The sequence below is a fragment of the Phyllobacterium myrsinacearum genome (assembly GCF_002980555.1).
GTDB classification, from domain to species: domain Bacteria; phylum Pseudomonadota; class Alphaproteobacteria; order Rhizobiales; family Rhizobiaceae; genus Phyllobacterium; species Phyllobacterium myrsinacearum.
Map to the genome: position 1 here is coordinate 159,201 of NZ_PVBT01000007.1, position 25,695 is coordinate 184,895.

Below are 25,695 nucleotides of genomic sequence, written 5' to 3' on the forward strand. Positions count from 1 at the left end.
GCTGTCAGTCCCCAGTGGTGCAGGTTGCAACACGGATTGACAGTAACAGATGTTCCCAATTTATTAATAAAAAGTTTTATATTCCACGCCGCGCCGGCAACTCTGGTTATTCAAGTGTTTTCGACGGGTAGTTTTTAAATTTAATTCATTTTGATGAACACGTTCATCGCAAATTGATGGAAGGTTGAAGCCCATGACGGGCTGGACTGTAGCGCTTGTCGCGATTTTATACCTTATTGCCCAGTATGTGCGGGTCAAAACCATCGGCCGGCGCAATCGCCTTGATCGCAGAGGGGACCGGCCGCTTATCTATGCGCTTAGTCTCGCATCGGGCGGCAGCAGCTGGCTGTTCTACGGCGCCCTCGGATATGCCGCCGAAAACGGTGTTGAATTTATCGGATTGTTCATCGGGATCGCGCTGGCCTTTACCCTGGGTTTTCCGTTCTTTCATCGCGTTATCAAGCTTGCACAATCGCAGGGTATTGCCTCCATCGCCGACCTGATCGGTGCGCGCTACGGCAAGAGTTTCTCGGTGACCGCTTTTGTGACGATCATCACGACGATCGGCGGCGTTCCCTATCTCGCCCTGCAGCTCACAGCGGTCCACTACCTCTTCGAGGTCTTTGCCGGCTCGCCGGCCCCGCACAGTGCGGACAGAGCCTATGAACCCCATTGGCTGGTGTGGGGGCTTCTGTGCGTCATTGCCTTGTTCATCATCCACAACAGCGAAAAATCGCCGCAAACCATGGATCGCGATGAAAGCATCGTGCGCACGCTGGCCAGCGATTCCGCGTTCAAGATGATTGTCTTCATTGCCGTGGGCATAGCCGCAACGACATTTCTTTTCGGCACGCCGGATGTGTTGTTCGACCATCTCACCGGCAGCGGGATTGCCATCCCGGCGCTGCACGCGCCCGTCTCTTTGGCGAACATCGTCGCGCTTGCGCTGATCGGCGCTGCGACAACATTGCTTTTTCCCAGCCAGTTCTATCTCACTGTGGTGGAAAACAGGAGCAGACGGGAATTGTCGGCCGCGCGGTGGCTGGTTCCCGCATGCCTGTCTATTGCCGGTTTTCTTGTGCTGCCGCTGGCGGCAATTGGAACCTGGAAGCTCCCGCACAATGCCTCCCCCGACTTTTACTTCCTTTCACTCCCGCTCCAGGCGCATCAAGGCTGGCTGGCCATTCTCGCTTTTGCCGGAGGTCTTTCGGCGGCAGCCACCATGCTGGTTTTACCGACCATTGTGCTGTCCATCATGATTTCCAATGATCTCATCCTGCCGATCCTGTTGAACTGGCCATGGCGGACGACACCGCCCGGCAAGGACGACTACACGGCAATCATTCCAAAAATCCGGCGTTACTCCATCGTGGCCATCCTGCTTGCCGCCTATGCCTACCAGTTCACGATCAGGGATTATGTCGACTTTTCAGAGCTCTCGCTCATTTCCGCCGTCAGCATGATGCAGATGCTGCCGCCGTTTCTCGGCGGGTTTGTCTGGCGCAGGGCCACGGCACGCGGCGCGTGGTGGGGCATGGCGGCAGGCACGGCCGTGTGGTTCTACACCATGCTTCTCCCTACCTGGCTTGATAAGTCATGCTCTCTTGTTACGGGCGGCCCCTATGGTATCGGTCTCTTGCGGCCGCATCATCTCTGGGGGCTGGACGCAAGTCCCGTGGTAAACGGGTTGTTGTGGAGCCTGACCGCCAACCTGGCTTTCTTCATCCTTGGCTCCCTGTCGAAAAGTGCAGCGCCGCTTGAGCGCATCCAAGCCAATATTTTCATCCCCGAAACCGGGGAAGCCGCCCTTTCCAGCAGGAATCACCATGCCAACGTGACGGTCGACCAGTTGAAGGACACCATATCCCGGTACATAGGTGCTGAACAAACCCGGCTTGCATTCGATGCCTTCCAGGGCCAGCAAGGAATTGTTCCGGACGGCTCGGCCGATTTCAAAACGGTGCATTTCTCCGAACAGCTGCTTTCCAGCATTGTCGGATCGCCATCCGCCAGACTGATCCTGTCCCTTGCCATGGGCCCCTCTGGAACCGCCCAGAGACAGACGCAGATACTGCTCGAACACGCCACGGAAGCCCTGGTGCAAAACCGCGACCTACTGCAAACGGCGCTGGATCGCGTGGATCAGGGCATCGGCGTTTTCGACCGGCAATTCCGGCTCATGTGCTGGAACCGGCCGTTTCCGCTCATGCTCGATCTTCCCGCCCCCCTGCAGCGCATGGGCACGCCATTCCATGCGATCGTTTCTTTTCTTCTTCCGGCGAGAGACGCTGCGGCAAGCGGTGATCACATCGCGCTGAAAGAACTGGAGGCGCTGCCCGCGCGCTGGCGGATCATGCTCGGTCATTCGGGCCGGACTGTCGACATTCTGGCCAATGCCATACCGGACGGTGGCATGGTGGCAACCTTTACCGACGTCACCCAGGCGGTCGAAACAGACAGAATGTTGCGGCAAGGCAATGAGCGCCTTGACGCGCGGGTGCGCGAACGCACAAAAGCGCTCACCCTTGCCAATCAGGAACTGGCCAAGGCGCGGCGTCGCGCCGAGGACGCGAATATCAGCAAGACGCGTTTTCTCGCGGATGCGGGGCATGATATTCTGCAACCCCTCAACGCTGCCCGTCTCTATGCCTCGGCACTGACGGAACAGCTTGCCAAGCCGCAGTTGAAGGAGCTTGCGGCCAACCTCAATTCATCGCTTGAGGCCGTTGAATCGATCTTCAATGCGCTGCTCGATATTTCACGGCTTGATGCCGGGGCCCTCAGGCCTGAGATATCGACCATCCCGTTGAACACCGTGCTGCTGCAGGTCTTTCACGATTTTCTGCCGGTGGCGCAGGAAAGAGCGCTGGAGTTCAAACTCGTTGAAAGCTCCGTTGCCGTTGCCACCGATCCCCACCTTCTCCGGCGGCTTCTCCAAAACCTTGTTTCAAACGCCATCAAATATTGCAAGTCGGGCAAGATACTCATGGGCGTCCGCCGTCGCGGCGATACGGTCGAGGTCCAGGTGCTTGACACGGGTATAGGCATAGCCAAAACCGAATTGAACATCATTTTCCGCGAATTCTCCCGCCTTTCCCACGGCATGCGCGAATCGGACGGACTTGGGCTCGGCTTATCGATTGTCGAGCGCATTGCCACGCTGCTGGGGATGACTATCCGCGTGTCCTCCAGCATCGGAAAGGGCTCGGTGTTTTCCATCAGAATGCCGGTGTGCTCCACTGCCGTCAGCAACCCGCCGGCTTTGGAGCGGCATGGCACACTGGATGGTCTGAGCGTGCTGTGCATCGATGATGACGAGCGTTCCCTTGCGGGCATGAAAGAGCTGCTCCAGACCTGGGGCTGCACGGTCAATGTCTTGACCCATGGCAAAACCCTGCTGGCCTTGCGTGACAGTCTTGGGGAGCCGCCAGACGTTATCCTTGCCGATTACAATCTCGGAGATGAGAACGGCATGGATCTCATAGCGGAACTGCGCAGCCAATATGGGTGTCGCATACAGGCCGCCCTTGTGACCGCCGACCGGTCGAGCCAATTGCGCGACCGTGCCGCCGCTGAGGATATCCCGTTGATCAACAAGCCCGTGCGGCCCGCTGTCCTGCGATCGCTGCTTTCCCATCTTCAAGGCACCCGTGCGGATGCCTGAATGATCGCCGGTACGGCGGGCCTTACCCTAGTGAAACTCCACTGCTCTGGCGTTCAGAGGTGCGGGTGTGCTGTTGAAACGGGACAGGCAAATGACCGCTTGTGTCCGGCTTTCAACACCAAGCTTGTAAAGAACCGCAGAGACGTGCGCCTTGATGGTGGCCTCGGACACGTTGAGTTCATGCGCTATCTGCTTGTTAAGCATGCCGTCGGCCATCATGCCGAGAACCCGTCCCTGCTGCGGTGTCAGACGGCGCAGGCGGCCAACCAGCTCGAACAGTTCCTGGTCCAGCTGTCCCCCGCCCTGACCGGTCAGCGGCGACCATATCTCGCCATCGAGTATTCTGCCGATGGCGTCGGCAATCTCATCAAGCGTGGAGGATTTGGAAATAAAGCCCGAAGCGCCGAGCGCCAGCGCGGTACGGATGGTAACGGCATCATCGGTTGCCGAAACAATCGCTATCGGCACACTCGGATGCAGCGAACGCAAAGCAATCAAACCGGTCAGGCCGCTGACGCCGCCCAGGGCGAGATCGAGCAACACAAGGTCAACGTCGGCTGCGTCGAGGATATGCTTTTTCGCACTCTCCAGATCGCTGACTTCGATAATATCAGCATCGCCTGTCTGCAACACAAGTGCAGCTTTCAACGCCCCCCGGAAAAGCGGATGATCGTCCACAATCACAAACTTAAATCTCATGCCTGAAAAGTCTCCATTTTGAAATTACAACATCTAAAAATCTAATCGTTTTAATATTAGCGACTAAAGCGCATTCTCCTGATATATCAAGACAAATCTATTGCGCGGGAAAGTTCAGAACCAATGCGGACTGTTCGTAGATGTCTGCTAAACACATGAATTGACTTGGCAAAACCTTAATCCCGCGCAATCATATACCCATTTCGCCACTTTTCGAAAGAAAGATGTATGATAACGAATACACTTTATCCCGAGACCCAGCCCTATGCCGAGCAGATGCTCGCCGTGTCTGATCTGCACAGCATCCACGTGGAGGAATGCGGCAATCCACAGGGCAAACCGGTCATCATGATCCATGGCGGCCCTGGCGGCGGCATCAATCCCGCCATGCGCCGGCTGCACGATCCGGAACTCTACCGCATTATTCTATTCGACCAGAGAGGCTGTGGAAAATCAACGCCTTATGCTGAACTGCGCGAGAATACCACCTGGGATCTCGTGGCGGATATGGAGCGTATCCGCAACCATTTCGGCATCGATAAATGGCAGGTTTTCGGCGGCTCGTGGGGTTCGACGCTGGCTCTTGCCTATGCGCAGACCCACCCCGCCCATGTCAGCGAGCTGATCTTGCGCGGCATCTTCATGATCCGCCGTTTCGAGATCGAATGGTTCTATTCCAACGGTGCGAGCATCATCTATCCGGACCGCTTCGAAGCCTACCAGGAGCATATTCCAGAGGCGGAACGCGGCGACATGATCGCCGCCTATTACAAGCGCCTTACCGACGACGACCCAGCCGTGCAGCTGGCAGCCGCCAAATTGTGGGCGCGCTGGGAGGGTTCGGCGCTTTCCCTCCTGCCGGACCCGGCCCGGGAAGAGGCATTTGCCGGCGACCATTTCGCCATCGCGTTTGCGCGCATCGAATGCCACTATTTCCAGAACAGGGGCTTTTTTGAAACGGATGACCACCTCCTGCGCAATGCCCATCTGATCCGCCAAATTCCCGGCGTTCTCGTGCACGGCCGCTATGATATGTGCACGCCGCTCCTGAACGCCTGGCATCTGAAAAAGGTCTGGCCGGAAGCGGATCTTCGCATTGTCGAAGATGCCGGGCATTCCGTCACCGAACCGGGCATTGTGCATGAATTGATTGCTGCAACCAAACGGTTCGCAGCCTGATAGCAGCCCATGCAACCGGTTGTTGCGGCAGCCGGTTGCATGATTACGCCGCCAGATGTTTGCGGCGTGATTTGACCACCCACAAGTGACCGAAGGGATCCGTCAGCACGCCGACGCGGTCACCATTGTCCAGTTCCTCGACGGCATTGCGCACATGGCCGCCTTCCGACGTGGCGTGGTGCATGACGCGATCAACATCGTCGACGTGGATGTCGAGCATGACAGGTGTCGCGCCAATCGCGTGGACCGAACGCGGCCCGCCCAGCGAGGCATCCGCATCCCGTTTGGGGTTGGCGCCGACAATCATGATCACCGACGCGCCCATCCGCATTTCCGCGGCAATCAACGCGCCATTGTGCAGGTAAGGGCGCCCGACCACCCGCGCGCCGAATACATTTTCATAAAAATCCATGGCCATTTGCTGGTCGCCGTGGCGCACAAAGAGCCGGATGGAAATTTCACCGATCAGTCTTGGCCCCTCGTTCATCCTGTCCCTCCAGCGTCCAATATCGAGGGACTAAAGTCGTATAAAAACGCGAACAAATCAAGAACAAAATGACATTCCGAACAAAGGTTCCGGTGTTTTCCGGGGAAAACGTGCCCTGACCGCGCGCCTCATATTTTACCCGTTTCAGGTTTTCTGCGGCTGGGCCTGCTGCGGCTTGGAGCCGCTGTCGTCATTCTGGAATTCCTTGGCTATCCCCATGAAACGGCGCATGAATTTCTCCATGTAATTCATGCCTTTCTCGAACTCTTCATCGGAAGGCAGCGCTTCGCGAACAACCGGGGGAATCTTGCCCATGCTGGCGACCGTGTCTTCCAGCTTGGCAACACGGGTCTTCAGATCAGCCAGATCCTCCTCGTAGGCCTTGCGCTCTTCGGCAGCCAGTTTGCAGATCAACTGCCCGGACTTTTCCTGGCAGATGGACATCTCCCCGGTGCTGTTGTTCATCCGGACATAACCCGTGTCGGTTTTCTCCAGGGAATAACGCGTGGTCTCCTCGGCCGCCGAGCCGCTCGAGGCTGCGATTGCGAGGAACGGGACCGTCGCAACGGCGACAAGCAGTGTTCGTGTACGTGACATGACAGACCTCCGAAATGCTGAACCTGAAGCTTGAGAGGATAATACGCCGAAAATGGGAATGCGCGCCGAGATTTCTGTTACCGGCATCAGTCTACCCTTTGCGTATTGCGGTTTTGCGTCTAGTAAATCCGCATGAGCAAACTGATTTACAAGATTGCCCCACGGGCACTGTGGCAAGCGGCCGAAGCCGCAGGTGTGTTCGACGGTGCGCCGATCGACCATGCCGACGGCTATATCCACTTCTCCACCGCTGCACAGGCGGTGGAAACGGCAAGCAAACACTTTGCCGGACAGGACGACCTGCTGCTCGTCGCCGTTGAGACCGACCGGTTGGGCGATGCCCTGAAATATGAGGTTTCCCGCGGCGGCGATCTCTTCCCCCACCTCTACGCCTCGTTGCCGATGGCGGCCGTGCGGTGGGTCAAACCGCTGCCGCTCGGCACCGATGGCAAGCACCAGTTTCCGGAGATGAACGCATGAGCGGGCTGTTTCAGTCGTTGGGCCGCAAGGTCCTGTTTTCCTTTGACCCGGAAGACGCCCACGGCATGTCGATCAAGGCATTGAAGACCGGTCTTGTTCCCGGATGCGCGCTGCGCGATGACCCTGCCCTGCAACTTACCGTTGCCGGGCTGAAATTTCCCAATCCTCTCGGCATGGCCGCCGGCTATGACAAGAACGCGGAAGTGCCCGATGCGCTGCTGAAGCTCGGTTTCGGCTTTGCCGAGATCGGGACCCTCACGCCGCTGGCGCAACCCGGCAACCCAAAGCCGCGCATTTTCCGTCTTGTCGACGACAATGCGGTGATCAATCGCCTCGGCTTCAACAATGAGGGCCACGAAGCGGCTTTCCAGCGGCTGTCATCGCGCAGGCAGCGTCCAGGAATTGTCGGGGTCAATATCGGGGCCAACAAGGATTCAACCGATCGCGTGGCCGACTACGTCGCCGGCATCCGGAAGTTCCATGCGCTTGCCGCCTACTTCACCGCCAACATCTCGTCGCCCAACACACCGGGCCTGCGGGATTTGCAAGCCCGCGACAGCCTCAAGGAATTGCTCGGCAAGGTGCTGGAGGCCCGCGATGCGGCTGCAGCGCCATCCGGAACCGGGCGCCCGGTCTTTCTGAAGATCGCGCCGGATCTGCCTGAAGCCAGCCTCGATGACATCGCTGCCGAAATCGCGCTGCATCCGCTGGACGGCCTGATCATCTCCAACACCACCCTGTCGCGCACCGGTTTGCGCAGCCCGCAACACACGGCCGAGACCGGCGGTCTGTCGGGTGCGCCGATCTTCAATCGCTCCACGATTGTGCTGGCAAAGATGCGCCAGCGCGTTGGCCCCGCGCTGCCGATCATCGGTGTCGGCGGCATCGACAGCGCCAAGACGGCAATCGCCAAGATTCGCGCAGGTGCCGATCTCGTCCAGCTCTATACCAGCATGATCTACCATGGCCCTGGGCTCGCTGCTGAAATCCTCAAGGAGACGTCCGCCACACTCAAGCGCGAAGGCATCAGCAATATCAGCGCATTGCGGGATCGCGACCTTGCAGATTGGGCGGCGAAAGACATTCCCGCCTGACGGCAGAGCGTAATTTTGCCACTGTTCCGCAATCCAACGGATGGCAGGGATAAACTCCAGCAAAATGGAAACAGAGTGATGACGCGCAAGAGACGGGTGGCAGTTCTATATGGCGGCCGTTCGGCCGAACATGAGGTTTCCCTGCTTTCGGCCAGCAATGTCGTCAAGGCAATCGATACGTCAAAATATGAGGTGGTGCCTATCGCCATCACCCGCACCGGGCAGTGGCTGCTTGCGGCGCTTGACGGTGGTGGCCTGCCAGAGACTGTTCCGGCCACCGGACCTGAAGTCAGCCTGCTGCCCGGCGGTAAAGGCCGGCTTCTCGTTATTCCGGCAAGCGGCGCGCCGCATGAAATACCGCCGGTCGATGTGGTCTTCCCCGTGCTGCACGGCCTTTGCGGCGAAGATGGTTCGGTACAAGGCTTGGCGGAAGTTGCCGACATTGCCTATGTCGGCTGCGGCATTCTCGGCTCCGCAACGGCGATGGACAAGGACGTCGCCAAACGCCTGCTCAAGCAGGCCGGCCTGCCCGTCGCCAGAGGCGTGACACTCCAGTTTGGCGAAACCGCCGGGTTTGACGACATCACACGCGAGCTTGGCTCGCCCGTCTTCGTCAAGCCTGCCCGGCAGGGCTCATCGGTCGGCGTTGGCAAGGCTGCCACGGCCGAGGCTTTCGAGGCCGCCGTCAAGGAGGCATTCCGGCACGACCGCAAGGTCATCGTCGAGGAGTTTGTCCAGGCCCGCGAGATCGAATTTGGCGTTCTCGAAGGGAGCGACGGTTCATTGACGGTTTCGGTTCCCGGCGAGATCGCCCCAGCCGCCAGCCATGGCTTTTATACCTATGACGCCAAATATATCGATGCCGACGGCGCGGCCTTGTCCATTCCAGCCAATCTTCCCGCATCCGTCCGGGAACAGCTGCAGGACATGGCAGGCCTGGCCTTTCGGGCCCTCGGCTGTGAAGGCATGGCACGGGTCGACTTCTTCCTGCGGCCGGACATGAGCGCCGTCGTCAACGAGGTCAACACCATACCCGGCTTCACCAATATCAGCATGTATCCGAAGACACTGGGAGCAAGCGGCATTCCCTACCCTGATCTGGTGGACCGGCTGATCCAGCATGCGCTGGATCGCGCCGACCGCCAGCGCTCCGGAACGATCTAGCTGGCGAACTGCAGCCGCGCCCGCCGCGGCAGGATTGCCAGCAATGACAGACCGCGCAGCCCGAGGAAAAGGTGAAGCGCCAGCCAGAGCCCGTGATTGCCCATGAATTGCGGCAGAATGAAATAGGCGGCGAAGTACCCGGCCAGTGACAGCATCATCATGTTGCGCATGTCGCGTGACCAGGTGGCGCCGATGAATACGCCGTCCATGTGGAAGGCCAAGAGCCCGGTAACGGGCGCCAGGGCGGCCCATGGCATGTAGAGCGCGGCCAAGGCCTGAACATCGGCGGATTTGATCAGAACCGCCACGATGGCATTGCCGTAGATGAGGAAGAACAGCGCCATCAGCGAAGCCAGGACCAGCCCCCACAGGAATGAAAGCTTGATGCCGCGATCAAAGGCCGGGCGATAATGCGCACCGACGGCACGGCCGGAAATCTGCTCGGCTGCCGTCGTCACCCCATCAATGAGATAGCCTGAGATCAGCAGAAAGTTCATCAGCACGGCGTTGGTTGCCAAGGTTACGGCACCGGCTTCCGTTCCAGCACGGGTGAAATAGGCATAGGCGATCAGCAGGAAGAATGAGCGCAGCATGATATCGCGGTTAACCGCAAACATCCGCCGGATGGCCGGCATGTCAAGGATGCGCGCAAGCGATGGATTGGGAACCGCGCGAAACTGCCAGTAGACCATGGTCAGGCCGACAACCAGCGCGACGCTTTCGCCAAGCACGGTTCCCCAGGCGATGCCCGCCACGCCCCAGCCCATGACCAGGCCGAGCCAGCAGGTCATGACCACATTGACGCCGTTGAGCAGAAATTGCAGGTAGAGGCCCTGCATCGCCTTGCCCTGCCCCAGCAGCAGACCGAGCACCACAAAGTTTCCCAGCGCCATCGGCGAGGAAAAGAGCCGGATCGACACATAGGTGGACATGGCATCGGCGACCGCCTGATCCGGGTTCATGAAGCGGACCGTTGCCGTCAGCACCAGCGGCGTTACCGCAATGAAAACAAAGCCGACAAGCACGGCTATGCCGATTGCCCGCCAGAACACCGCTTGCTGTTCCACGTTGTCATGACGACCCATCGCCTGCGCCACCAGTCCGGTTGTTCCGGCGCGCAGGAAATTCATGGTCGAGAACAGGAAATCGAAAACCAGGGCCCCGATTGCCAAGCCGCCGAGCAGATGCGGATCGCCGAGCTGGCCAATGACAGCCGTATCGACGAGACCGAGCAAGGGCGTCGTCAACGATGCCAGCATCACGGGAATCGTGATCGACAGCATCAGGCGGTTCGTCACCTCGAATGGGCGAACGATTTTTGATCCATCAGGATGGGACACTTGCGTTGACATGGGACACCGGGAAAGACGCCAGAGGGGCTATCAGTATCCTATGCCATTGCGCGCGGCGCTTTTCCAGAACTATCGGCCAATCCTGGCCGATAGTTCAGCTGGCAAGGACCAGGGCCCAATACCGCTGGCTGCTGCCGCTGGCAGCTTCCGAATAGGCAAGGCCGAACCGGGTGAACTTCTGATCCAGCATATTGCGGCGATGCGGCGGCGAGGCCATCCACATGGCAAAGAGCCGGTCGAGTTCCATGCGGCCAACGGCGATATTCTCCGCAGCAATACCGTGGATCTCGTTGTTGCGCACACGGGTGGCAAAATCCCGCCCCCAGCCGGTCGTATGGGACATGCGGCCGGCGCTGGCCATGTAACCCGCCTGCTGCAGCGCCGCGCTTTCCAGAGAAGAATCGGCGGTCAGGCCGGCCAATCCATTGGAAGAACGTATATTCTGCACAAGCGAAGCGGCTGACGTAGACACACCCGCGCTTTTCCCCGGCGTGCGCGTCACCGTCTGGCAGGCGGCCAGCGGCAACAGTGCCGAGACGGTGGCAAGCCCAAGAAAGCCGCGGCGTGACAAATGAAATCTATGATCGGGCATAAGCAATTCCTGAATGAGACGCACTGCCGATATCCAGCAATTGTGGCTCATTCAGGCCAAGGCGATATTTTTGCGCTTAACGCTTGTAGCTCAGCAGCCGCAAAATGATGAAGCACGGGACAACCACGACCGCGCCCAAGAGGAAATAACCGGCAAAACGCTCGACCGCGCCAAAACCGAGATTCCAGATGCGGCGGGCAAAATTCTCGAAGCCGTACAGAATATCGAGCGGCGACCAGTTGAACGCATTCATGATCACGCCGACAAAAAGCGATACGAGAATGAGCTTGAGCAGGACACGGCCCGGCGTGTCTCCCAGAAAACGGTTCATCTTGTCCGACATTGATACTCCGATAGCGGCGGCGTTGCAGCGATGGTGTTCACATATGGCCATATGCGGCCCGGTTCAAGCAATTGCACGGCAACAGCCCGTTCGCCAAGCGTTTCAATCCCAATATGGTCTGGATATGGCGGCGAGGCAGGCGGGGTGATCAGCCTGGTGTCAACGCCGGTCCTGCACGAAAATATCGACTGTTTTTGCCGCCGCAATGAAGGCTTTTCGGGCTTCGCCCACCGTTCTCTCGCCATTCAAGGCATCAAGGCATATTTGTTGTGCAGCCAGATAACTCGGTCCGTGCCGGGCCGGCCAATCGTCCGACAGAAATTCAGCGGCTTCTTTCACCGAGGCAATGCTGCGGTATGTGCCGATCTGCCTGGTTTCTACGGTAACGGATTCGAATGTCAGTTTACGCATGATGTGAGACGCCCAAAAACAGCCAAGCCCCCGCGTGACCATATTATATTGGCATTCCATCATGAGTACAACCATTCCGGCCAGGCTCTCATTGGGACGTCATTTTCAGGACTTGTTCATAGGACACGAGCTGGCCGCTGCCGGCAAAGACCTGCGTCATTTCCTTCACGGCCACGCCGCACCGGCTTCCGTCAAAACTTCGGCAAATGCATGAAAAGCGACAAAGAAATGTGGAATGAGTTTGACGCCCGGAAACGCAAAGGCCCCCGCGTCCGGCGACACGGAAGCCTTCTGGAATTTCAGACAGGCCTATCGACGGGCCACGCTAACCCTAGCGGCGAGCGTCCAGCAGGTCGTTCACCTCGTCAATTTGCGCCGTGGTGAGCGTGCGATGAAAATCGATACTCAGTTTGGCTTCAGCGGCAGCAAGAGCCTGCTCCCTCAATGTAGGGTCTTTAATGGCAAGTGCTGCCTCGCGGCTGCGCTCATAAGCGGCGATCTTGCCGACAGAGGAATTAGGGGAGGCCCGTTCCCGTGCCCGTGCGGATGCATGCGCGGCGTTGAGAGGACCAAGCGTGTTCTTGTCCAGATTATTGTCGCTCAGGTCGGCTTCTTTGGTCTTGGATTTGTCATCCGCATGGTCTGCCTTGGCATTGCCATGGCCTTCGCCGCCATTGCCCTTTCCGCCGCCCTCACCGCCACCATTACCATTCTTGGCCAGTGCGGAACCGACAAGGCTGTAATTGCCCGTCGTCGAGAGTGCCGTGCCGGCAACCAGCAAGCCAAGGCACGCGACGGCAGCAAAACTGCGCTTCACTAGAGTCATACCCATCTCCTCAATATGTCCCCGTGACCGTTCCCCTGTCTGAAGGTTAAGAATCCGTTTGGGGCCATTATGAGGCGTTAGTACCGGTAATAGTACCGGTGACCACGATGGTGCTTCCAATAGCCAGGACGATAATGCCGATTGTTCCAGTGATGGCGGCGGTGGTGATGACCTCTCCAGCCGTGGCGATGATGATGGCGGTGGCCCCAATGCTTGCCGCGATTGTGCTTGTACTTCACCAGCTCCACATTCGACACGACCGGTGCACGTTGCACGGAGATCGGCGAGGCGTGCGCGGATACGATTGACGTCAGGCCCATCACAAGCGCGATGAGACCTGCGGCGACCAGGGAAAGAATATTCTTCATGGCAGCTCCCTCCAATTTATCCCTCGCCACATTACGCCCTTCTTGATCAACGTTCAATTGAACGCACCCATAGCGTGTGACTGATGCCATTTCCCGGCGTGGCGTGGCGAGGCAGGCTTGCCGATACCGATGAAGGCTGCCCGACGGATTCTCTTCTTGAAAAAGCCATATCCGCAGATCAGATTTTTCAGGTTGCTACTCTCCAGGGCAACATGAGGCCCGGCGATATTCTTCCCCGATGCCCCGTGCCGGGCCTCATTCCCATCAGTTCTCAGTTTTGGCAGGATATCCCTCGCCGGTGCTCTCCGGATTATCGCACTGCGCCCGCTCCATATTAAGGGACCGCGAGCGCTCAGATGCAAATGACTACTATATGCATTTAACTATTTGATTTTGCTTGACTTTTTTCACATCGCCCCCTACATGCCGACCGTCAGTTGCGAAAAGCCTGATGAACCCGTGGTGTTGTCGGACGGAGCGGTCGTACGGCACCACCGAACTGAATTGTTCCGCCTGGCGCTTACCATGTCCCCCATAGCGATCCTTGTTCTGGCTATCAGCATGTCTGTCGACGCATTTGCCGTTTCGGTCGGCCGCGGAGCGGCATTGGGACGCCCGCGATTTTCGGAATCCATTCGTACCGGCGCCGTGTTCGGGATAGTGGAAGCCATCACCCCACTGATCGGCTGGGCTGCAGGTGTTGCCGCAAGCGGCTTTGTACAGGCGGTCGATCACTGGATTGCCTTCGGGCTTCTCGGAGCCGTTGGTTTCCGCATGCTGTACGCCGCTTGTTGCCAAAGGCAGCAAACGGAAGAGCGCGTTGGAAATTCGGCCTATATGCTGCTGGCGACCGCCATCGGGACGAGTCTTGACGCTATGGCCGTGGGCATTTCGCTGGCATTCCTCAACGTCAATATACTCGTTATCGCCCTTGCGATCGGCGTCGCCACCTTTTTGATGTCGTCCGGCGGCATGCTTGTTGGCCGGCTGATCGGCGAGCGGTTTGGACGTGTGGCGGAAGCCGTCGCCGGTGCAGCGCTGATCATCCTCGGCGCATCGATACTGGTCGAGCATTTGACGGCGGCAGCTGCCTAGTCCGCCTGCGGTATGCAGGGCTGCTATTCGCCGCGAGGCAGTCTTTCGAGTATGAGCTGCAGCGTCGATGTCAAACCGTCGATAGTCTCCTTGCCGGCAACACTTTCCCAATTCTGCTGAATGCGTTTGCCTGCCGCCATCGCCGTGGGCTGCACCGCCTGCCCCCGGACCGTCAGGAAGACCAAGCGTCCCCGCTTGTCGCGCGGATCGGGCCGGCGCTCCACATATCCAAGCTTTTCAAGCTCTTCCACCGCCTGGGTGATCGATTGTTTGCGGGTTTTCGACAGTTTCGACAGTTCGCTGACCTGAATTCCGGATGACGGCGTGAAAGCCAGGACGTTCGAGTGCGATGGACGGATATCGACGAACCCCGCCTCATCGAGCGCGGTGTCGATAGCCTGCGTCCATTGCTGATGCAGAAGCCGCAAAAGAATTCCAAGATTAGGCGTTGGTGACCCCATCAGCGTGCTGTTTCCCATTCGCGAGGCAGGCAGCCTCCAGATATTGACAGGTACCTGTCCATTTGGTATTAGACAGGCACCTTACTATATTTGAAGAGGCCAATCTCATGCCATCGATCTCAATTCTTGATTCAACCGTATACTACGAAGAAACGGGCGTGGGCACGCCCATTGTGTTCCTGCATGGAAATCCGACCACGTCCTATTTGTGGAGAAACATCACCCCCGCCCTGCCCGGCTATCGCCGTCTGGCTCCCGATCTGATCGGCATGGGGCGTTCGGGCAGGCCGCCGCTTGAATATAGTTTTGCCGATCAAGCCCGTTATCTCGATGCGTGGTTCGATGCGCTGGAACTGACCGGCGTCATCCTTGCGGGTCACGACTGGGGCGGTACGCTTGCCCTGGATTGGGCGGCGCGTCATCCGGAGCGGGTGCGGGGCGTCGCCTTCATGGAAACAATGCTGCGACCGATGCATTGGGCCGATTTTCCGCCGGAGGTTGCAGAACGGTTTCGTGCGTTGAAGACAGAGGGGCTCGGCGAGAGCATCGTGCTCCAGAGCAACACTTTCATTGAACAAACCCTGCAGGCCACGGTGCTTTCCGGTCTTTCAGGTGAGGATCTCCATGCCTACACGCAGTCCTATACTACCCCTGAAAGCCGCCGGGCCGTTCTCGAATGGACACGCTCCATGCCTGTCGACGGGGAACCGGCGGCGGTGATTGAAAGAATGCAGCATTTCAACACCTGGCTTGCCGACAGTGTCGATGTACCGAAACTGTTGATGGCGTTCGAAGGGCCGGGAAAAAGCCTGGCGATCGGGGCCGACATGATCGCCTGGTGCAGGGCCAACTATGCCAACCTGAGCGTTGTCAATTGCGGTGCTGCCAAACACAATGCACCGGAAGATCAACCGGAGGACATCGCGCAATCGCTCGGCAAATGGCTGGAGCAGATCGGTATTTGACGACCGGAGCAGCGCGAGGCGGTATCATTGCAGCCGCCTTGCGCGCCTTGCAAACAAGGGATGGAGCGGGTGAAGGGAATCGAACCCTCGTATGCAGCTTGGGAAGCTGCCGTTCTACCATTGAACTACACCCGCCTATGCCCGCGGACTTGCATCGGGGCAGATAACCGGAATGAAAAGCAGCCGGGATCGATAGTCAACCGGATTCGCACATCACCCCCCGCAAACAGCATGTATATCAGCCGCGGCGCATGCGCCCGGCGATGGCGACAATGCCCAGGCCGATCCAGCCCAGCACCGCAATCAACAGGAGCGGCGCAGCCGGAATCATCAGCCAGCCCAGCACGCCCATGGTGTAAAGCGTGTCGCCAATGTCGAGCCCGCCCAAAAGGCATGGGTGAACGCTGTTCTCATCCACCGTACAGCCAAGCGTATTCGCGATCGCATAGGTCAGCACGACCGACAACAGCGGCAGCAGCGCTATAAGCGTCAGAATGGCGAGCACAACAGCTGCTGCACGCCATTTCCACCCGGTTTTCTGAGGCATTGCAAACCTCCCGTCCTGCTTGACCAATCCGAGCGCACATCCAGGCCGTCAAACCGGCGTTTTGTCAATCAGCGGCCGCTCACGAGCGGAAATGTTTGGAGAGTTTCAGGCCCTGCGCCTGATAGTTCGAGCCGAGGTCGGTGCCGTAGAGCGCCTTGGGCCGTTCCAGCATGTGTTCATAAATCAGGCGGCCGACAATCTGGCCATGCTCGAGAATGAACGGCACCTCGTGACTGCGCACCTCAAGCACGGCGCGGCTACCGGTGCCGCCAGCAGCCGTATGGCCGAAGCCCGGATCGAAGAACCCGGCATAGTGGACGCGGAATTCGCCGACCAGCGGGTCGAACGGCGTCATCTCCGCCGCATAGAGCGGAGGAACATGCACGGCTTCACGCGACACGAGAATGTAGAATTCATCGGGATCGAGCACCAGTTCGCGCGCGCCGCGGTCATGGATCGGCTCCCAGAAATCAAAGAGGTCATGCGCGCCGCGTTTGTCGACATCCACCACCCCGGTGTGATGCTTGCCGCGATAACCGACGAGGCCGTTCTTGTCGCCCGTCAGGTCGATCGACAGGGCAATGCCGCCGCCTGATATGTTGGGGGTGTCCGATGCCACAAGCGTCTCGCTTGCATGCAATGCGGTCAGTTCCGTCTCGTCGAGCTGCGCCCGTCCGGTGCGAAAGCGTATCTGGGAGAGACGCGATCCCGCCCGCGCGACTATCGGGAAGGTACGCGGGCTGACTTCGAGATAGATGGGACCTTGGTATCCTGCAGGCACCTTGTCGAATTCCTGTGCCCCGTCAACGATGACGCGGGTGAAAATATCAAGACGGCCGGTCGAACTCTTGGGATTGGCCGATGCGGAAACGCCGGCAGGCAGCGCCAGGCTTTCCAGCAGCGGGACGATATAGACACAGCCGGTTTCCAGCACGGCACCGTGACTGAGGTCGATCTCATGCAGCTTGAGCTTTTCCAGCTTGTCGATAACAGGCGTTCCTGGACCTGGCATGAAACTGGCGCGCACCCGATAGGCTTTTGTGCCCAGGCGCAGGTCCAGACTGGCCGGCTGGATCTGATCGGCGTCGAAATCACGCTCGGTTTTCAGCGCACCGGCCTGATGCAATGCCCTGATGCCACTATCCGCCAGAATGCCCGCTTCACGTATACTCATATCGACCGCCGAAACCTCATATAATTTCCCAAAAGCTTTAGCGTCTCACCCGATTGACGCAAGCCGCCAAGAGGATTAAAGCAATTTTATCCCGTGGTGATTTGGCCGGCCGGCTTGCAGCCACGTTAAACAATTTGCTAAAAGAGGCCCGGTCTCGTCCGGCCTTTTTGCGATTCCCGCAAGGCCGGTTTTTTATTGGCCAGATTCTGGCAGATTGAGAAGACGATGACCACAACCCGTAAGCTGCGCCCCGCGACACAACTCGTTCATGCCGGAACCTTGCGCTCCGGTTTCGGTGAAACTTCGGAAGCCCTCTTCCTCACCCAGGGCTTTGTCTATGACACGGCCGAAGCTGCTGAATCCCGCTTCAAGGGCGAAGAACCCGGCTTCATCTATTCGCGTTACGCCAATCCGACCACCGATATGTTTGAAAAGCGCATGTGCGCACTTGAGGGCGCGGAAGACGCACGCGCAACGGCTTCAGGCATGGCTGCGGTTGCAGCGGCGATCCTGTGCCAGGTCAAGGCCGGAGACCATGTTCTGGCAGCGCGCGCCCTGTTCGGCTCGTGCCGTTACATCATCGAGACGCTCCTGCCGAAATACGGTGTTGATTTTACCCTGATCGACGGCTCCAAGGCCGAGAACTGGGAAAAGGCCATCCGCCCGAACACCAAGGCGCTGTTTCTGGAAAGCCCGACCAATCCAACCCTCGAGATCGTCGATATTGCTGCTGTGGCGAAGGTTGCCAATTCCGTCGGCGCCAAGCTCATCGTCGACAATGTGTTTGCGACCCCGCTGTTCCAGAAGCCTCTGGAACTTGGTGCCCACATCGTCGTCTATTCGGCCACCAAGCACATTGAAGGCCAGGGACGCTGTCTTGGCGGCGTCATCCTTTCCGACAAGAAGTGGATCGACGAAAACCTTCATGAATATTTCCGCCACACCGGCCCCGGCCTCAGCCCGTTCAATTCCTGGATCATGCTGAAGGGGCTGGAAACCCTGCCCGTCCGCGTCCGCCAGCAAACGGAAAGTGCGGCAAAGATCGCCGGCTTCCTCGCGGATCATCCCGCAGTTTCCAAGGTTATTTACCCCGGCCGTGCGGATCACCCGCAGGCCGATATCATCGCCAGGCAGATGACCGGCGGCTCCACGCTCGTGGCCTTTGAACTCAAGGACGGCAAGAAGGCGGCCTTTGATTGCGAGAACGGACTGGAAGTGGTGCGGATTTCCAACAATCTTGGGGATTCGAAGAGTCTCATCACTCACCCCGCGACAACCACGCACAAAAACCTTACAGATGAAGCGCGTGCTGAACTTGGCATTTCGGACGGACTGTTGCGCCTGTCCGTCGGCCTGGAAGATGCCGACGATCTGATCGAGGATTTCGATGCCGCCCTCAAGGCGGCCAAGTAAGACGGAAGCGATACCGCACTGAAATTGGTTTCAGTGCGGTTTTGGTATATTTAAGTATAAAATTTTCTAAAATATCGCCTATTCGCATTAAAATTAATCATCTTTATGTATTGTAATGGTTGACGAGACGGCCTCGACCCGCAATATCATTGATAAGACAAGGTTTATCATGTATCGCGCAGTCACTCAGAATATTGAAGTAATCGTAGAACCATTCTATCTGGAGGAGCAGTCCAATCCGGAAGAAAACAGATACGTCTGGGGATACAGGATTACGATCGCCAATGAATCCGACGGCACCGTCCGGCTTCGGGCGCGCTATTGGAAAATCACCGATGGGAACGGCCAGATTGAAGAGATTCGCGGCCCCGGCGTCATCGGCGAACAACCGGTGCTCAATCCAGGCGACTCGTTCCAGTACTCTTCAGGCTGCCCGCTGACAACGACATCCGGTGTCATGGTTGGCCGCTATTCCATGGAAAGCGAAACCGGAAACTTGTTCGATATCGAAATTCCGGCTTTTTCACTTGATTTGCCGGATCAATTGCGGACATTGAACTAAGCCCCGGCCGGACTGCCGCCTTTGCGGAGCGCAATCGTTGCAAGCGCCGTTTTGATCACATGCATGAGTACACGCCCTGATGACCACCCAAACTGAGATGCCGTACCTGAAGGCGCTTGCCTGCTCCGTTGTTGCCTTTACCCTGGGTGTTGGCGCGCTTTTTATGGGCTATGTCCTGCCAAGCATCCAGGCCGGCAAGGCCGGACTGCCCGAACTTCTGGCGCTGGCGCTTGTACCGGGCCTTGTCGTCGGGCTCTTCGCCAAACGTTCGGCGAAGCCGTGGCCGTTGTGGCTGATCATCGGTGCGTTCCTGATTGTCCTGGTTGCCGTCACCGCTGCCCACGAGGCGCTGGTATCCTGGCGGATCGCCAACGGACTGCTGAAATAGCAATTCACGTGCGGCGTTTGTGGCCTCGCATTACGCCTTCTTGACGAATTCCGTTTTCAGAACCAGGCCTTTGACCTGTTTGGTGTTGCACTCGACTTCACCCTCGCGGCCATTCAGGCGGATATTCTTGACGAGCGTACCCCGCTTGATCGTCTCTGATGTTCCCTTGACTTTCAGGTCCTTGATCAAAGTGACGGAATCGCCATCCTGAAGCTCATTTCCATTGCTGTCGCGTACGTCCACAGGGCAATCCTCGTTTGGATAATCAGTTCTTTGGCAGGAATTCCGCCGGGTCAAATTCGTAATGCGTCGAGCAGAACTCGCAGGTCACGCTGATCTTGCCATCTTCGATACTGTCCGTGATCTCTTCGGCGGTAAATCCGGAGAGGACACCTGCAATCTTGTCGCGCGAGCAGGAGCAATCGTCATTCACCGGCACGGCGTCGAACACACGGACGCCGCGCTCATGGAACAAGCGGTACAGCAGCCTTTCGGCGCCCACCTGCGGATCGGTCAGTTCCGAACTCTCAATGGTCGCAACCAGGGCTTTCACTTCAGCCCAATCGTCGTCCTCTTCAACATCGTCCTCATCCTCGTCGGCATCCGGCGCGTCACCCGCCGGCAGATCACGCTGGCGGATACGCAGCTCGGATTCCGGCAGGAACTGCACGATCAGCCCTCCGGCACGCCACTGCTCGACGGGTTTGCCGTCCTCGCCGCGCTCTATGAGCTTGGCGACGGACAGGCGGATGTCGGTTGGAATCTGCTCCGACTGACGGAAATAGGTCTTGGCGATTTCCTCCAGATTGGAACCGTCAAGTGCAACGATGCCCTGATAACGCTGGGTGTATTCACCCTGATCAACTGTCAGGGCCAGCGTTCCCGTCCCCATCAATTGCTCCGGCGAAAGCCGGTGTGCGGCGATCGCCTCAGCCAGCCGGTCTTCGTCATAGCGGGCATAGGCGCGCACCGAATTCGGCGTGCGGAAATCAACCACCAGCATGTCAACCGGCCCGTCGGACTGCGACTGGAAAATGAACTTGCCGTCGAATTTCAATGACGTTCCCAGGAGCACGGTCAGGACAATCGCTTCGGCCAGGAGCTTAGCAACCGGCTCCGGATAATCGTGCCGGCTGAGAATATCGTCCAGTGTCGCCCCCAATTGCACGGCGCGCCCGCGTGCATCGAGTGCCTCGACTTGAAAAGGCACAACCGCATCATCTCCGGCGAAGACATATTCGTCGGAGCGCTTGGTGATGTCAGGCATATCAGACACTCGGGCGACCTCCTTCGAGACACCAGGCTAGAATGGCTTTTTGCGCGTGCAACCGGTTTTCGGCTTCATCGAAGACAACGGAATGCGGCCCGTCAATAACCGAATCCGTGACCTCCTCGCCCCGGTGGGCAGGCAGGCAGTGCATGAACAGGGCATCGGGATGGGCGTGCCTGATCAGGGCGTCATTGACCTGATAGGGCATGAACACATTGTGACCGCGGGCCCGGCCTTCCTGCCCCATCGATACCCAGGTATCGGTGACGATGCAGTCAACACCCTCGACAGCGGCGATCGGATCGGTCGTCAGCTTGACATTGCCGCCCGCGCTCCTGGCCCAGGCAAGATATTTGCTCTCGGGCTCGCTGCCTTCCGGCGTGGCAATATTCAGGTTGAAATCAAAGCGCGCCGCCGCCTCGACAAGGGAATGCAGCACATTGTTGCCATCGCCCGTCCAAGCGAATGTCTTGCCCTTGACCGGACCGCGATGCTCTTCGAAGGTCATGATGTCAGCCATGATCTGGCATGGATGCGTATCGTCCGTCAGGGCATTGATGACGGGAACCGTTGCATTCTCGGCCATTTCGATCAGCCGGTCGTGCGTCGTCGTGCGCATCATGATGATATCGACGTAACGCGAAAGCACCTTTGCCGTATCGGCGATGGTCTCGCTGCGGCCGAGCTGCATTTCGGAGCCGGTGAGCATGATGGTTTCGCCGCCCAGCTGGCGCATGCCGACGTCGAAGGACACGCGGGTCCGCGTCGAAGGTTTGTCGAAAATCATCGCAAGCACCTTGCCTGCAAACGGCTTTTCGATGTTGCCTGCCTTGAGCCGGTTCTTGCGCGCGCGCGCGTCATCGAGGATGGAACGCAACACACCGGGAGAAAGCGCCGAGATATCCGTGAAGTGACGGAGGTCCTGCTTGATTGTCATGACAGTTCCCTACGCACTCTTCTGCCGGGCCGAGACCGACAGCCGTTCGGCGGCCGCTTCAATCCGGGAAAGGGCCTCGCGTGCCTCTTCTTCGGTCACAACCAAAGGGGGCAGCAACCGGATGACATTGTCACCGGCGCCAACGGTCAGCAGATGTTCGTCACGCAGGGCCTGGACGAGCGCCGTATTGGGAACAACGCTCTTGATGCCCATCAACAGCCCGCGGCCGCGCACCTCCGCAATCACGTCGGGATAGCGATCGGAGATCGAGGCAAGGCCCTGCTTCATGAAGAGGGCAACCTGCTGCACATGCTCGAAAAAGCCATCGGCGAGAATGACATCGAGCACAGCGTTGCCGACGGCCATGGCAAGCGGATTGCCGCCATAGGTCGTGCCGTGCACACCGGCGGTCATGCCCTTGGCTGCTTCGGCCGTTGCAAGACAAGCCCCCAGCGGGAAACCGCCGCCGATGCCTTTGGCAACAGCCATGATATCGGGTGTAATGCCCGACCATTCATATGCAAAGAACTTGCCCGTACGTCCGACACCCGACTGAACTTCGTCGAGGATCAGCAGCAGGCCGTTCTCGTCGCAAATCTTGCGCAGACGGCGCAGATCCTCGTCCGGAACGGGACGCACACCGCCCTCGCCCTGGATCGGTTCGATCAGGATGGCGGCGGTCTGCGGGCCAATGGCTGCCTTCAATGCCTTTTCGTCACCGAAGGGTACCTGGTCAAAGCCCGAGACTTTGGGGCCGAAGCCTTCGAGATACTTTTCCTGGCCACCGGCGGCGATCGTCGCCAGCGTCCGGCCATGGAAGGCACCTTCGAATGTGATGATGTGAAACCGTTCCGGTTGACCGTTGACATAGTGATAGCGCCGCGCGGTCTTGATCGCGCATTCCAGCGCTTCCGCGCCGGAATTGGTGAAAAATACCTTGTCGGCAAAGGTATTGTCCACAAGACGCTGGCCAAGGCGCTTCTGTCCCGGAATTTCATAAATATTGGACAGATGCCAGAGCTTCTCAGCCTGGGTCTTCAGGGTCTCGACGAGATGCGGATGCGAATAACCCAGCGAATTGACGGCAATGCCGGCAGCGAAATCGAGATAGCGTTCACCGTTCTCGGTCGTCAGCCAAACACCTTCTCCTCGCTCAAAGCGCAGATCCGCACGAGCAAAAGTGTCGTATAGCGGTTGCGCGTTTGCGTCCGTCATGTCGTTTCGGGCCTCCAATACCCTGTTTTGATCTGCTGTTTGCTAAGAAGAAACCGGCAGCGATGAAATCAAAAAGCCGCCCACAAGGGCGGCCTGACGCTGGTAATATCATCATTCAATCCGCAATTGTCAAATGAACACTTCAAAAACATATGCGCCGTCTTGCGCCAGCGCCAAGCGGCCTTTCCCTAAGGTTTTCAAATCTGTAGCCACGCGGCCATACGAAAAGCGACGGGATTTGCAGGAAATGTCATTTCTGTCACGTTTTCATGCGCAAGTTGGGGAAAACCCAAAAAAGCAAGCCGCTTGCCATGCCCGACTCTTGTCACAGAGTCATCGCATATTGTAGCTTGAGAAACGGAATAGCTAGATTTCGTGCGGCGGACCTCGTCACCTGGATAGATATAGTATCTGCGATCTGGAGCAATCCAGATGTGAGGGAAGGATTCAGCCTAGAGTCCGCACAATACGGAGCCAAGGAAGATGAACTGGACAGATGAGCGCGTAGAACAGCTGAAGAAGCTTTGGGCCGAAGGTCTGAGCGCAAGCCAGATCGCAGCACAGCTGGGCGGCGTCAGCCGCAATGCCGTCATCGGGAAGGTGCACCGCCTGAAACTGTCAGGCCGCGGCAAGACCACATCGACCCAGACGCGCAGCAAGAAAGTCAACACGACCGCTTCAGCTGGACATCGCAGCAGCGTCAGCACGTCCGCGCAGATGACGAGCCGCGTTGTGACCAAGAGCGTTGGCGCAACGGCGTTGCAGCAGGAATATTTCGTTGACACGGTGACGCAGACCGTAATGAAGCCCTCGACGGATGTCGTGGTGCCGATCTCGCGGCGTCTCGAACTCGTGCAGCTCAGCGAGCGCACCTGCAAATGGCCGATGGGCGACCCGCTGCAGCCTGATTTTCACTTCTGCGGAAATGATGTCGGCGAAGGCGGTCCATACTGCACCTATCATGCCCGCCTGGCCTATCAGCCGGCATCCGATCGCCGCCGCGTTCGGTAATCGGCAAGACACGGAATGCAAGGAAAGGCGCCCTCAGGCGCCTTTTTTATTGGCATCAAGCCTTGGCTTTCTGCGGACCGAAGGCCACCGTGAACGATGAGCCTTCGCCGACGCGCGAGCGCACCACGAGCCGGGCCCGGTGCCGCGTCAGGATGTGCTTGACGATTGCCAGACCCAGGCCCGTGCCCTTCTGAGCCCGGCTGGTCTCGATATTGACGCGGTAAAAACGCTCGGTCAGCCGCGGGATATGTTCCTCCGGTATGCCCGGACCGAAATCCTGAACGGTGGCCTTGATCCCCTCGCCATTGTTCTTGAGCTCGACAACCACCTTCTTGCCGGACTGGCCGTATTTGCAGGCATTTTCCAGAAGATTCTGGAAGACCTGCGTCAGTTCATCCCGGTCGCCGAGGACCATGACCGGTCCCGGATCGATATGACGTTCAATTTCAATGTCGAGATGGGTGGCGAGCGGGCGGAGAGTATCCACCACATGATTGAGAACGGTTGTCAGGTCCACCTGATCCTTCACCGCAATATGGGCTTTCATTTCGATGCGCGACAGGGAGAGAAGATCATCGATGAGCCGCGCCATGCGCTCAGCCTGCTTCTGCATGATCTCCAGAAAATTGTCGCGGGCAACGGCGTCGTTGCGCGCAGGGCCGCGCAACGTTTCAATGAAACCGCTGAGTGAGGCCAGCGGCGTGCGCAGTTCATGGCTGGCATTGGCGATGAAGTCCGAACGCATGCGCTCCAGGCGGTGCGCCTCGGTCAGATCGCGGAACGACAGGAGGTACTGGCGGTCGGAACCGCCCTGATCCAGACGCAGCACGGTGGCACGATACCAGCGTTCAACCGGAACGCGTTCGGAATAATCGATCGATCCCGCCTGTGCATCCGACATGACCGACTGGACCAGCGTCTGCATCTCCGGTGCGCGGAAATGCAAAAGCAGTGTGCCGCCGCGCGCCAGAGGCCCGAATGCGCCGTTGGCGGCCGGATTGACGTAAAGAATTGTCCCTTCATGATCAAAGATGATCAGGGGATCCGGCAATTGCGCCGCAAGCTGTTGGCCGGACAGGCGGAAGATCGCCGGATCGCTGACCGGCAGCGCAGGATTGGTGTCATCAATGCGCGGAATGCTTGCCGACAGGGCGACCACCCCCAGAAGCAGCAGCATCAGAATGGCAAAACTCAGCCACCAGGACGCGCCTGAATTCAGAACGAGCGCGGTGAGAAAGGCAGCGGCACCGAGAATATAGCGTGCACGGATGATCCGCTGCATCGCCCTTTGCCGCAACCCGCGGCTCTCCCGCCCCGAACCGAATATGCTCATGCGTTCAACTCCCTGCCCTGCCATGCTTGTCATCGACACTGGACGCCACAACGCTGTCCCAATAACAT

At 58.4% G+C, this 25,695-nt stretch carries 28 protein-coding genes, 1 tRNA gene and 1 riboswitch; of the genes, 11 read left to right on the forward strand and 18 right to left on the reverse strand.

Annotation, left to right across the window (positions count from 1 at the left end):
• The first annotated feature begins 193 nt into the window (after nucleotides 1-193).
• Nucleotides 194-3,664: a hybrid sensor histidine kinase/response regulator gene (locus tag C5750_RS21150; protein WP_105736455.1), complete on the forward strand. Its 3,471-nt coding sequence runs from the start codon at nucleotides 194-196 to the stop codon at nucleotides 3,662-3,664.
• 27 nt (nucleotides 3,665-3,691) lie between these two features.
• Here the strand turns inward: C5750_RS21150 and C5750_RS21155 are convergent, their stop codons facing one another.
• Complete coding sequence (locus C5750_RS21155) at nucleotides 3,692-4,363, reverse strand: response regulator (RefSeq protein WP_105736457.1); 672 nt, start codon at nucleotides 4,361-4,363, stop codon at nucleotides 3,692-3,694.
• Nucleotides 4,364-4,591: 228 nt separating this feature from the next.
• Between C5750_RS21155 and pip the strand changes: the two genes are divergently transcribed.
• Nucleotides 4,592-5,542 (forward strand): prolyl aminopeptidase, encoded by a 951-nt coding sequence (gene pip, locus C5750_RS21160; protein ID WP_105736459.1) that lies wholly within the window; start codon nucleotides 4,592-4,594, stop codon nucleotides 5,540-5,542.
• A 43-nt stretch (nucleotides 5,543-5,585) separates the two neighbouring features.
• Here the strand turns inward: pip and C5750_RS21165 are convergent, their stop codons facing one another.
• Together C5750_RS21165 and C5750_RS21170 are read right to left on the reverse strand one after the other, a co-directional pair.
• Nucleotides 5,586-6,029, reverse strand: coding sequence for a VOC family protein (locus tag C5750_RS21165; RefSeq protein ID WP_105736461.1), 444 nt, complete (start codon nucleotides 6,027-6,029; stop codon nucleotides 5,586-5,588).
• 144 nt (nucleotides 6,030-6,173) lie between these two features.
• Entirely contained in the window at nucleotides 6,174-6,626 is a 453-nt protein-coding gene (locus C5750_RS21170; protein WP_245421192.1) for a hypothetical protein, read from the reverse strand.
• A 132-nt stretch (nucleotides 6,627-6,758) separates the two neighbouring features.
• Between C5750_RS21170 and C5750_RS21175 the strand changes: the two genes are divergently transcribed.
• The 3 genes from C5750_RS21175 to C5750_RS21185 all read left to right on the forward strand — a co-directional run bounded on the left by C5750_RS21175 (nucleotide 6,759) and on the right by C5750_RS21185 (nucleotide 9,364).
• Nucleotides 6,759-7,106, forward strand: coding sequence for a DUF952 domain-containing protein (locus C5750_RS21175; protein ID WP_105736463.1), 348 nt, complete (start codon nucleotides 6,759-6,761; stop codon nucleotides 7,104-7,106).
• Entirely contained in the window at nucleotides 7,103-8,200 is a 1,098-nt protein-coding gene (locus tag C5750_RS21180; RefSeq protein ID WP_105736465.1) for a quinone-dependent dihydroorotate dehydrogenase, read from the forward strand. The genes C5750_RS21175 and C5750_RS21180 overlap by 4 nt, the downstream gene beginning before the upstream one ends.
• Before the next feature lie 78 nt (nucleotides 8,201-8,278).
• A complete protein-coding gene (locus C5750_RS21185) occupies nucleotides 8,279-9,364 on the forward strand; it encodes a D-alanine--D-alanine ligase family protein (protein ID WP_105736467.1) in 1,086 nt (361 codons plus the stop codon).
• Here C5750_RS21185 and C5750_RS21190 read toward each other — a convergent pair.
• The 6 genes from C5750_RS21190 to C5750_RS26410 form a co-directional block, all read right to left on the reverse strand.
• Nucleotides 9,361-10,716: an MATE family efflux transporter gene (locus C5750_RS21190; protein ID WP_105736469.1), complete on the reverse strand. Its 1,356-nt coding sequence runs from the start codon at nucleotides 10,714-10,716 to the stop codon at nucleotides 9,361-9,363. The genes C5750_RS21185 and C5750_RS21190 overlap by 4 nt on opposite strands.
• A gap of 94 nt (nucleotides 10,717-10,810) precedes the next feature.
• Nucleotides 10,811-11,308, reverse strand: a complete 498-nt coding sequence (locus tag C5750_RS21195) for a CAP domain-containing protein (protein WP_105736760.1) — start codon at nucleotides 11,306-11,308, stop codon at nucleotides 10,811-10,813.
• Nucleotides 11,309-11,384: 76 nt separating this feature from the next.
• Nucleotides 11,385-11,651: a DUF6460 domain-containing protein gene (locus C5750_RS21200; RefSeq protein WP_105736471.1), complete on the reverse strand. Its 267-nt coding sequence runs from the start codon at nucleotides 11,649-11,651 to the stop codon at nucleotides 11,385-11,387.
• Between the two features lie 159 nt (nucleotides 11,652-11,810).
• The gene (locus C5750_RS21205) at nucleotides 11,811-12,062 is read right to left on the reverse strand and encodes a DUF982 domain-containing protein (RefSeq protein ID WP_158531262.1); all 252 of its coding nucleotides are present in this window, start codon (nucleotides 12,060-12,062) and stop codon (nucleotides 11,811-11,813) included.
• A gap of 331 nt (nucleotides 12,063-12,393) precedes the next feature.
• Nucleotides 12,394-12,888, reverse strand: a complete 495-nt coding sequence (locus C5750_RS21210; RefSeq protein ID WP_130502068.1) for a Holotricin-3 precursor — start codon at nucleotides 12,886-12,888, stop codon at nucleotides 12,394-12,396.
• 77 nt (nucleotides 12,889-12,965) lie between these two features.
• Complete coding sequence (locus C5750_RS26410) at nucleotides 12,966-13,256, reverse strand: hypothetical protein (RefSeq protein ID WP_130502069.1); 291 nt, start codon at nucleotides 13,254-13,256, stop codon at nucleotides 12,966-12,968.
• 525 nt (nucleotides 13,257-13,781) lie between these two features.
• On the opposite strand from C5750_RS26410, the gene C5750_RS21220 reads away from it, so the two are divergent.
• Nucleotides 13,782-14,351 (forward strand): manganese efflux pump MntP, encoded by a 570-nt coding sequence (locus C5750_RS21220; protein ID WP_105736762.1) that lies wholly within the window; start codon nucleotides 13,782-13,784, stop codon nucleotides 14,349-14,351.
• Nucleotides 14,352-14,374: 23 nt separating this feature from the next.
• On the opposite strand, the gene C5750_RS21225 is transcribed toward C5750_RS21220, so the two are convergent.
• On the reverse strand, nucleotides 14,375-14,812 hold the full coding sequence (locus C5750_RS21225; protein WP_245421193.1) for a MarR family winged helix-turn-helix transcriptional regulator: 438 nt from the start codon (nucleotides 14,810-14,812) through the stop codon (nucleotides 14,375-14,377).
• 107 nt (nucleotides 14,813-14,919) lie between these two features.
• Here C5750_RS21225 and C5750_RS21230 point away from each other — a divergent pair, with 107 nt between their 5' ends.
• Nucleotides 14,920-15,777, forward strand: a complete 858-nt coding sequence (locus tag C5750_RS21230; RefSeq protein WP_105736482.1) for a haloalkane dehalogenase — start codon at nucleotides 14,920-14,922, stop codon at nucleotides 15,775-15,777.
• Nucleotides 15,778-15,838: 61 nt separating this feature from the next.
• Here the strand turns inward: C5750_RS21230 and C5750_RS21235 are convergent.
• The 3 genes from C5750_RS21235 to C5750_RS21245 all read right to left on the reverse strand — a co-directional run bounded on the left by C5750_RS21235 (nucleotide 15,839) and on the right by C5750_RS21245 (nucleotide 17,498).
• Nucleotides 15,839-15,912 (reverse strand) — tRNA-Gly (locus tag C5750_RS21235).
• A gap of 103 nt (nucleotides 15,913-16,015) precedes the next feature.
• A complete protein-coding gene (locus C5750_RS21240) occupies nucleotides 16,016-16,324 on the reverse strand; it encodes a hypothetical protein (RefSeq protein ID WP_105736484.1) in 309 nt (102 codons plus the stop codon).
• A gap of 79 nt (nucleotides 16,325-16,403) precedes the next feature.
• Nucleotides 16,404-17,498: a 2'-deoxycytidine 5'-triphosphate deaminase gene (locus tag C5750_RS21245; RefSeq protein ID WP_105736486.1), complete on the reverse strand. Its 1,095-nt coding sequence runs from the start codon at nucleotides 17,496-17,498 to the stop codon at nucleotides 16,404-16,406.
• 83 nt (nucleotides 17,499-17,581) lie between these two features.
• A riboswitch (SAM riboswitch) is annotated at nucleotides 17,582-17,661 on the forward strand.
• Nucleotides 17,662-17,723: 62 nt separating this feature from the next.
• Between C5750_RS21245 and C5750_RS21250 the strand changes: the two genes are divergently transcribed.
• From C5750_RS21250 to C5750_RS21260, 3 genes are all read left to right on the forward strand, one after another.
• Entirely contained in the window at nucleotides 17,724-18,911 is a 1,188-nt protein-coding gene (locus C5750_RS21250) for an O-succinylhomoserine sulfhydrylase (RefSeq protein WP_105736764.1), read from the forward strand.
• 169 nt (nucleotides 18,912-19,080) lie between these two features.
• The gene (apaG, locus tag C5750_RS21255; RefSeq protein ID WP_105736766.1) at nucleotides 19,081-19,473 is read left to right on the forward strand and encodes a Co2+/Mg2+ efflux protein ApaG; all 393 of its coding nucleotides are present in this window, start codon (nucleotides 19,081-19,083) and stop codon (nucleotides 19,471-19,473) included.
• Nucleotides 19,474-19,552: 79 nt separating this feature from the next.
• Nucleotides 19,553-19,861 (forward strand): hypothetical protein, encoded by a 309-nt coding sequence (locus C5750_RS21260; protein WP_110003307.1) that lies wholly within the window; start codon nucleotides 19,553-19,555, stop codon nucleotides 19,859-19,861.
• A gap of 30 nt (nucleotides 19,862-19,891) precedes the next feature.
• Here C5750_RS21260 and C5750_RS21265 read toward each other — a convergent pair whose 3' ends face one another.
• From C5750_RS21265 to C5750_RS21280, 4 genes are read right to left on the reverse strand one after another with little or no spacing between them, the layout of a single operon-like run.
• A complete protein-coding gene (locus C5750_RS21265) occupies nucleotides 19,892-20,104 on the reverse strand; it encodes an alkylphosphonate utilization protein (RefSeq protein WP_162800123.1) in 213 nt (70 codons plus the stop codon).
• A gap of 22 nt (nucleotides 20,105-20,126) precedes the next feature.
• On the reverse strand, nucleotides 20,127-21,128 hold the full coding sequence (locus C5750_RS21270) for an Hsp33 family molecular chaperone (RefSeq protein ID WP_105736492.1): 1,002 nt from the start codon (nucleotides 21,126-21,128) through the stop codon (nucleotides 20,127-20,129).
• Between the two features lies 1 nt (nucleotide 21,129).
• Nucleotides 21,130-22,068 (reverse strand): ornithine carbamoyltransferase, encoded by a 939-nt coding sequence (gene argF, locus C5750_RS21275; protein ID WP_105736494.1) that lies wholly within the window; start codon nucleotides 22,066-22,068, stop codon nucleotides 21,130-21,132.
• A 9-nt stretch (nucleotides 22,069-22,077) separates the two neighbouring features.
• Entirely contained in the window at nucleotides 22,078-23,283 is a 1,206-nt protein-coding gene (locus C5750_RS21280; protein WP_105736496.1) for an aspartate aminotransferase family protein, read from the reverse strand.
• Nucleotides 23,284-23,766: 483 nt separating this feature from the next.
• On the opposite strand from C5750_RS21280, the gene C5750_RS21285 reads away from it, so the two are divergent.
• On the forward strand, nucleotides 23,767-24,294 hold the full coding sequence (locus C5750_RS21285) for a GcrA family cell cycle regulator (RefSeq protein ID WP_105736498.1): 528 nt from the start codon (nucleotides 23,767-23,769) through the stop codon (nucleotides 24,292-24,294).
• Between the two features lie 55 nt (nucleotides 24,295-24,349).
• On the opposite strand, the gene phoR is transcribed toward C5750_RS21285, so the two are convergent.
• Nucleotides 24,350-25,627 (reverse strand): phosphate regulon sensor histidine kinase PhoR, encoded by a 1,278-nt coding sequence (gene phoR / locus C5750_RS21290; protein ID WP_105736500.1) that lies wholly within the window; start codon nucleotides 25,625-25,627, stop codon nucleotides 24,350-24,352.
• Between the last annotated feature and the right edge of the window lie 68 nt (nucleotides 25,628-25,695).

What these genes read in the sequence shown, in the direction of transcription:
- C5750_RS21150 (WP_105736455.1), top strand. Translation starts at nt 194, where the DNA reads ATGACGGGCTGGACTGTAGCGCTTGTCGCGATTTTATACCTTATTGCC.
- C5750_RS21155 (WP_105736457.1), bottom strand. Translation starts at nt 4,363, where the DNA reads ATGAGATTTAAGTTTGTGATTGTGGACGATCATCCGCTTTTCCGGGGG.
- pip (WP_105736459.1), top strand. Translation starts at nt 4,592, where the DNA reads ATGATAACGAATACACTTTATCCCGAGACCCAGCCCTATGCCGAGCAG.
- C5750_RS21165 (WP_105736461.1), bottom strand. Translation starts at nt 6,029, where the DNA reads ATGAACGAGGGGCCAAGACTGATCGGTGAAATTTCCATCCGGCTCTTT.
- C5750_RS21170 (WP_245421192.1), bottom strand. Translation starts at nt 6,626, where the DNA reads ATGTCACGTACACGAACACTGCTTGTCGCCGTTGCGACGGTCCCGTTC.
- C5750_RS21175 (WP_105736463.1), top strand. Translation starts at nt 6,759, where the DNA reads ATGAGCAAACTGATTTACAAGATTGCCCCACGGGCACTGTGGCAAGCG.
- C5750_RS21180 (WP_105736465.1), top strand. Translation starts at nt 7,103, where the DNA reads ATGAGCGGGCTGTTTCAGTCGTTGGGCCGCAAGGTCCTGTTTTCCTTT.
- C5750_RS21185 (WP_105736467.1), top strand. Translation starts at nt 8,279, where the DNA reads ATGACGCGCAAGAGACGGGTGGCAGTTCTATATGGCGGCCGTTCGGCC.
- C5750_RS21190 (WP_105736469.1), bottom strand. Translation starts at nt 10,716, where the DNA reads ATGTCAACGCAAGTGTCCCATCCTGATGGATCAAAAATCGTTCGCCCA.
- C5750_RS21195 (WP_105736760.1), bottom strand. Translation starts at nt 11,308, where the DNA reads ATGCCCGATCATAGATTTCATTTGTCACGCCGCGGCTTTCTTGGGCTT.
- C5750_RS21200 (WP_105736471.1), bottom strand. Translation starts at nt 11,651, where the DNA reads ATGTCGGACAAGATGAACCGTTTTCTGGGAGACACGCCGGGCCGTGTC.
- C5750_RS21205 (WP_158531262.1), bottom strand. Translation starts at nt 12,062, where the DNA reads ATGCGTAAACTGACATTCGAATCCGTTACCGTAGAAACCAGGCAGATC.
- C5750_RS21210 (WP_130502068.1), bottom strand. Translation starts at nt 12,888, where the DNA reads ATGACTCTAGTGAAGCGCAGTTTTGCTGCCGTCGCGTGCCTTGGCTTG.
- C5750_RS26410 (WP_130502069.1), bottom strand. Translation starts at nt 13,256, where the DNA reads ATGAAGAATATTCTTTCCCTGGTCGCCGCAGGTCTCATCGCGCTTGTG.
- C5750_RS21220 (WP_105736762.1), top strand. Translation starts at nt 13,782, where the DNA reads ATGTCCCCCATAGCGATCCTTGTTCTGGCTATCAGCATGTCTGTCGAC.
- C5750_RS21225 (WP_245421193.1), bottom strand. Translation starts at nt 14,812, where the DNA reads ATGGGGTCACCAACGCCTAATCTTGGAATTCTTTTGCGGCTTCTGCAT.
- C5750_RS21230 (WP_105736482.1), top strand. Translation starts at nt 14,920, where the DNA reads ATGCCATCGATCTCAATTCTTGATTCAACCGTATACTACGAAGAAACG.
- C5750_RS21240 (WP_105736484.1), bottom strand. Translation starts at nt 16,324, where the DNA reads ATGCCTCAGAAAACCGGGTGGAAATGGCGTGCAGCAGCTGTTGTGCTC.
- C5750_RS21245 (WP_105736486.1), bottom strand. Translation starts at nt 17,498, where the DNA reads ATGAGTATACGTGAAGCGGGCATTCTGGCGGATAGTGGCATCAGGGCA.
- C5750_RS21250 (WP_105736764.1), top strand. Translation starts at nt 17,724, where the DNA reads ATGACCACAACCCGTAAGCTGCGCCCCGCGACACAACTCGTTCATGCC.
- apaG (WP_105736766.1), top strand. Translation starts at nt 19,081, where the DNA reads ATGTATCGCGCAGTCACTCAGAATATTGAAGTAATCGTAGAACCATTC.
- C5750_RS21260 (WP_110003307.1), top strand. Translation starts at nt 19,553, where the DNA reads ATGACCACCCAAACTGAGATGCCGTACCTGAAGGCGCTTGCCTGCTCC.
- C5750_RS21270 (WP_105736492.1), bottom strand. Translation starts at nt 21,128, where the DNA reads ATGCCTGACATCACCAAGCGCTCCGACGAATATGTCTTCGCCGGAGAT.
- argF (WP_105736494.1), bottom strand. Translation starts at nt 22,068, where the DNA reads ATGACAATCAAGCAGGACCTCCGTCACTTCACGGATATCTCGGCGCTT.
- C5750_RS21280 (WP_105736496.1), bottom strand. Translation starts at nt 23,283, where the DNA reads ATGACGGACGCAAACGCGCAACCGCTATACGACACTTTTGCTCGTGCG.
- C5750_RS21285 (WP_105736498.1), top strand. Translation starts at nt 23,767, where the DNA reads ATGAACTGGACAGATGAGCGCGTAGAACAGCTGAAGAAGCTTTGGGCC.
- phoR (WP_105736500.1), bottom strand. Translation starts at nt 25,627, where the DNA reads ATGAGCATATTCGGTTCGGGGCGGGAGAGCCGCGGGTTGCGGCAAAGG.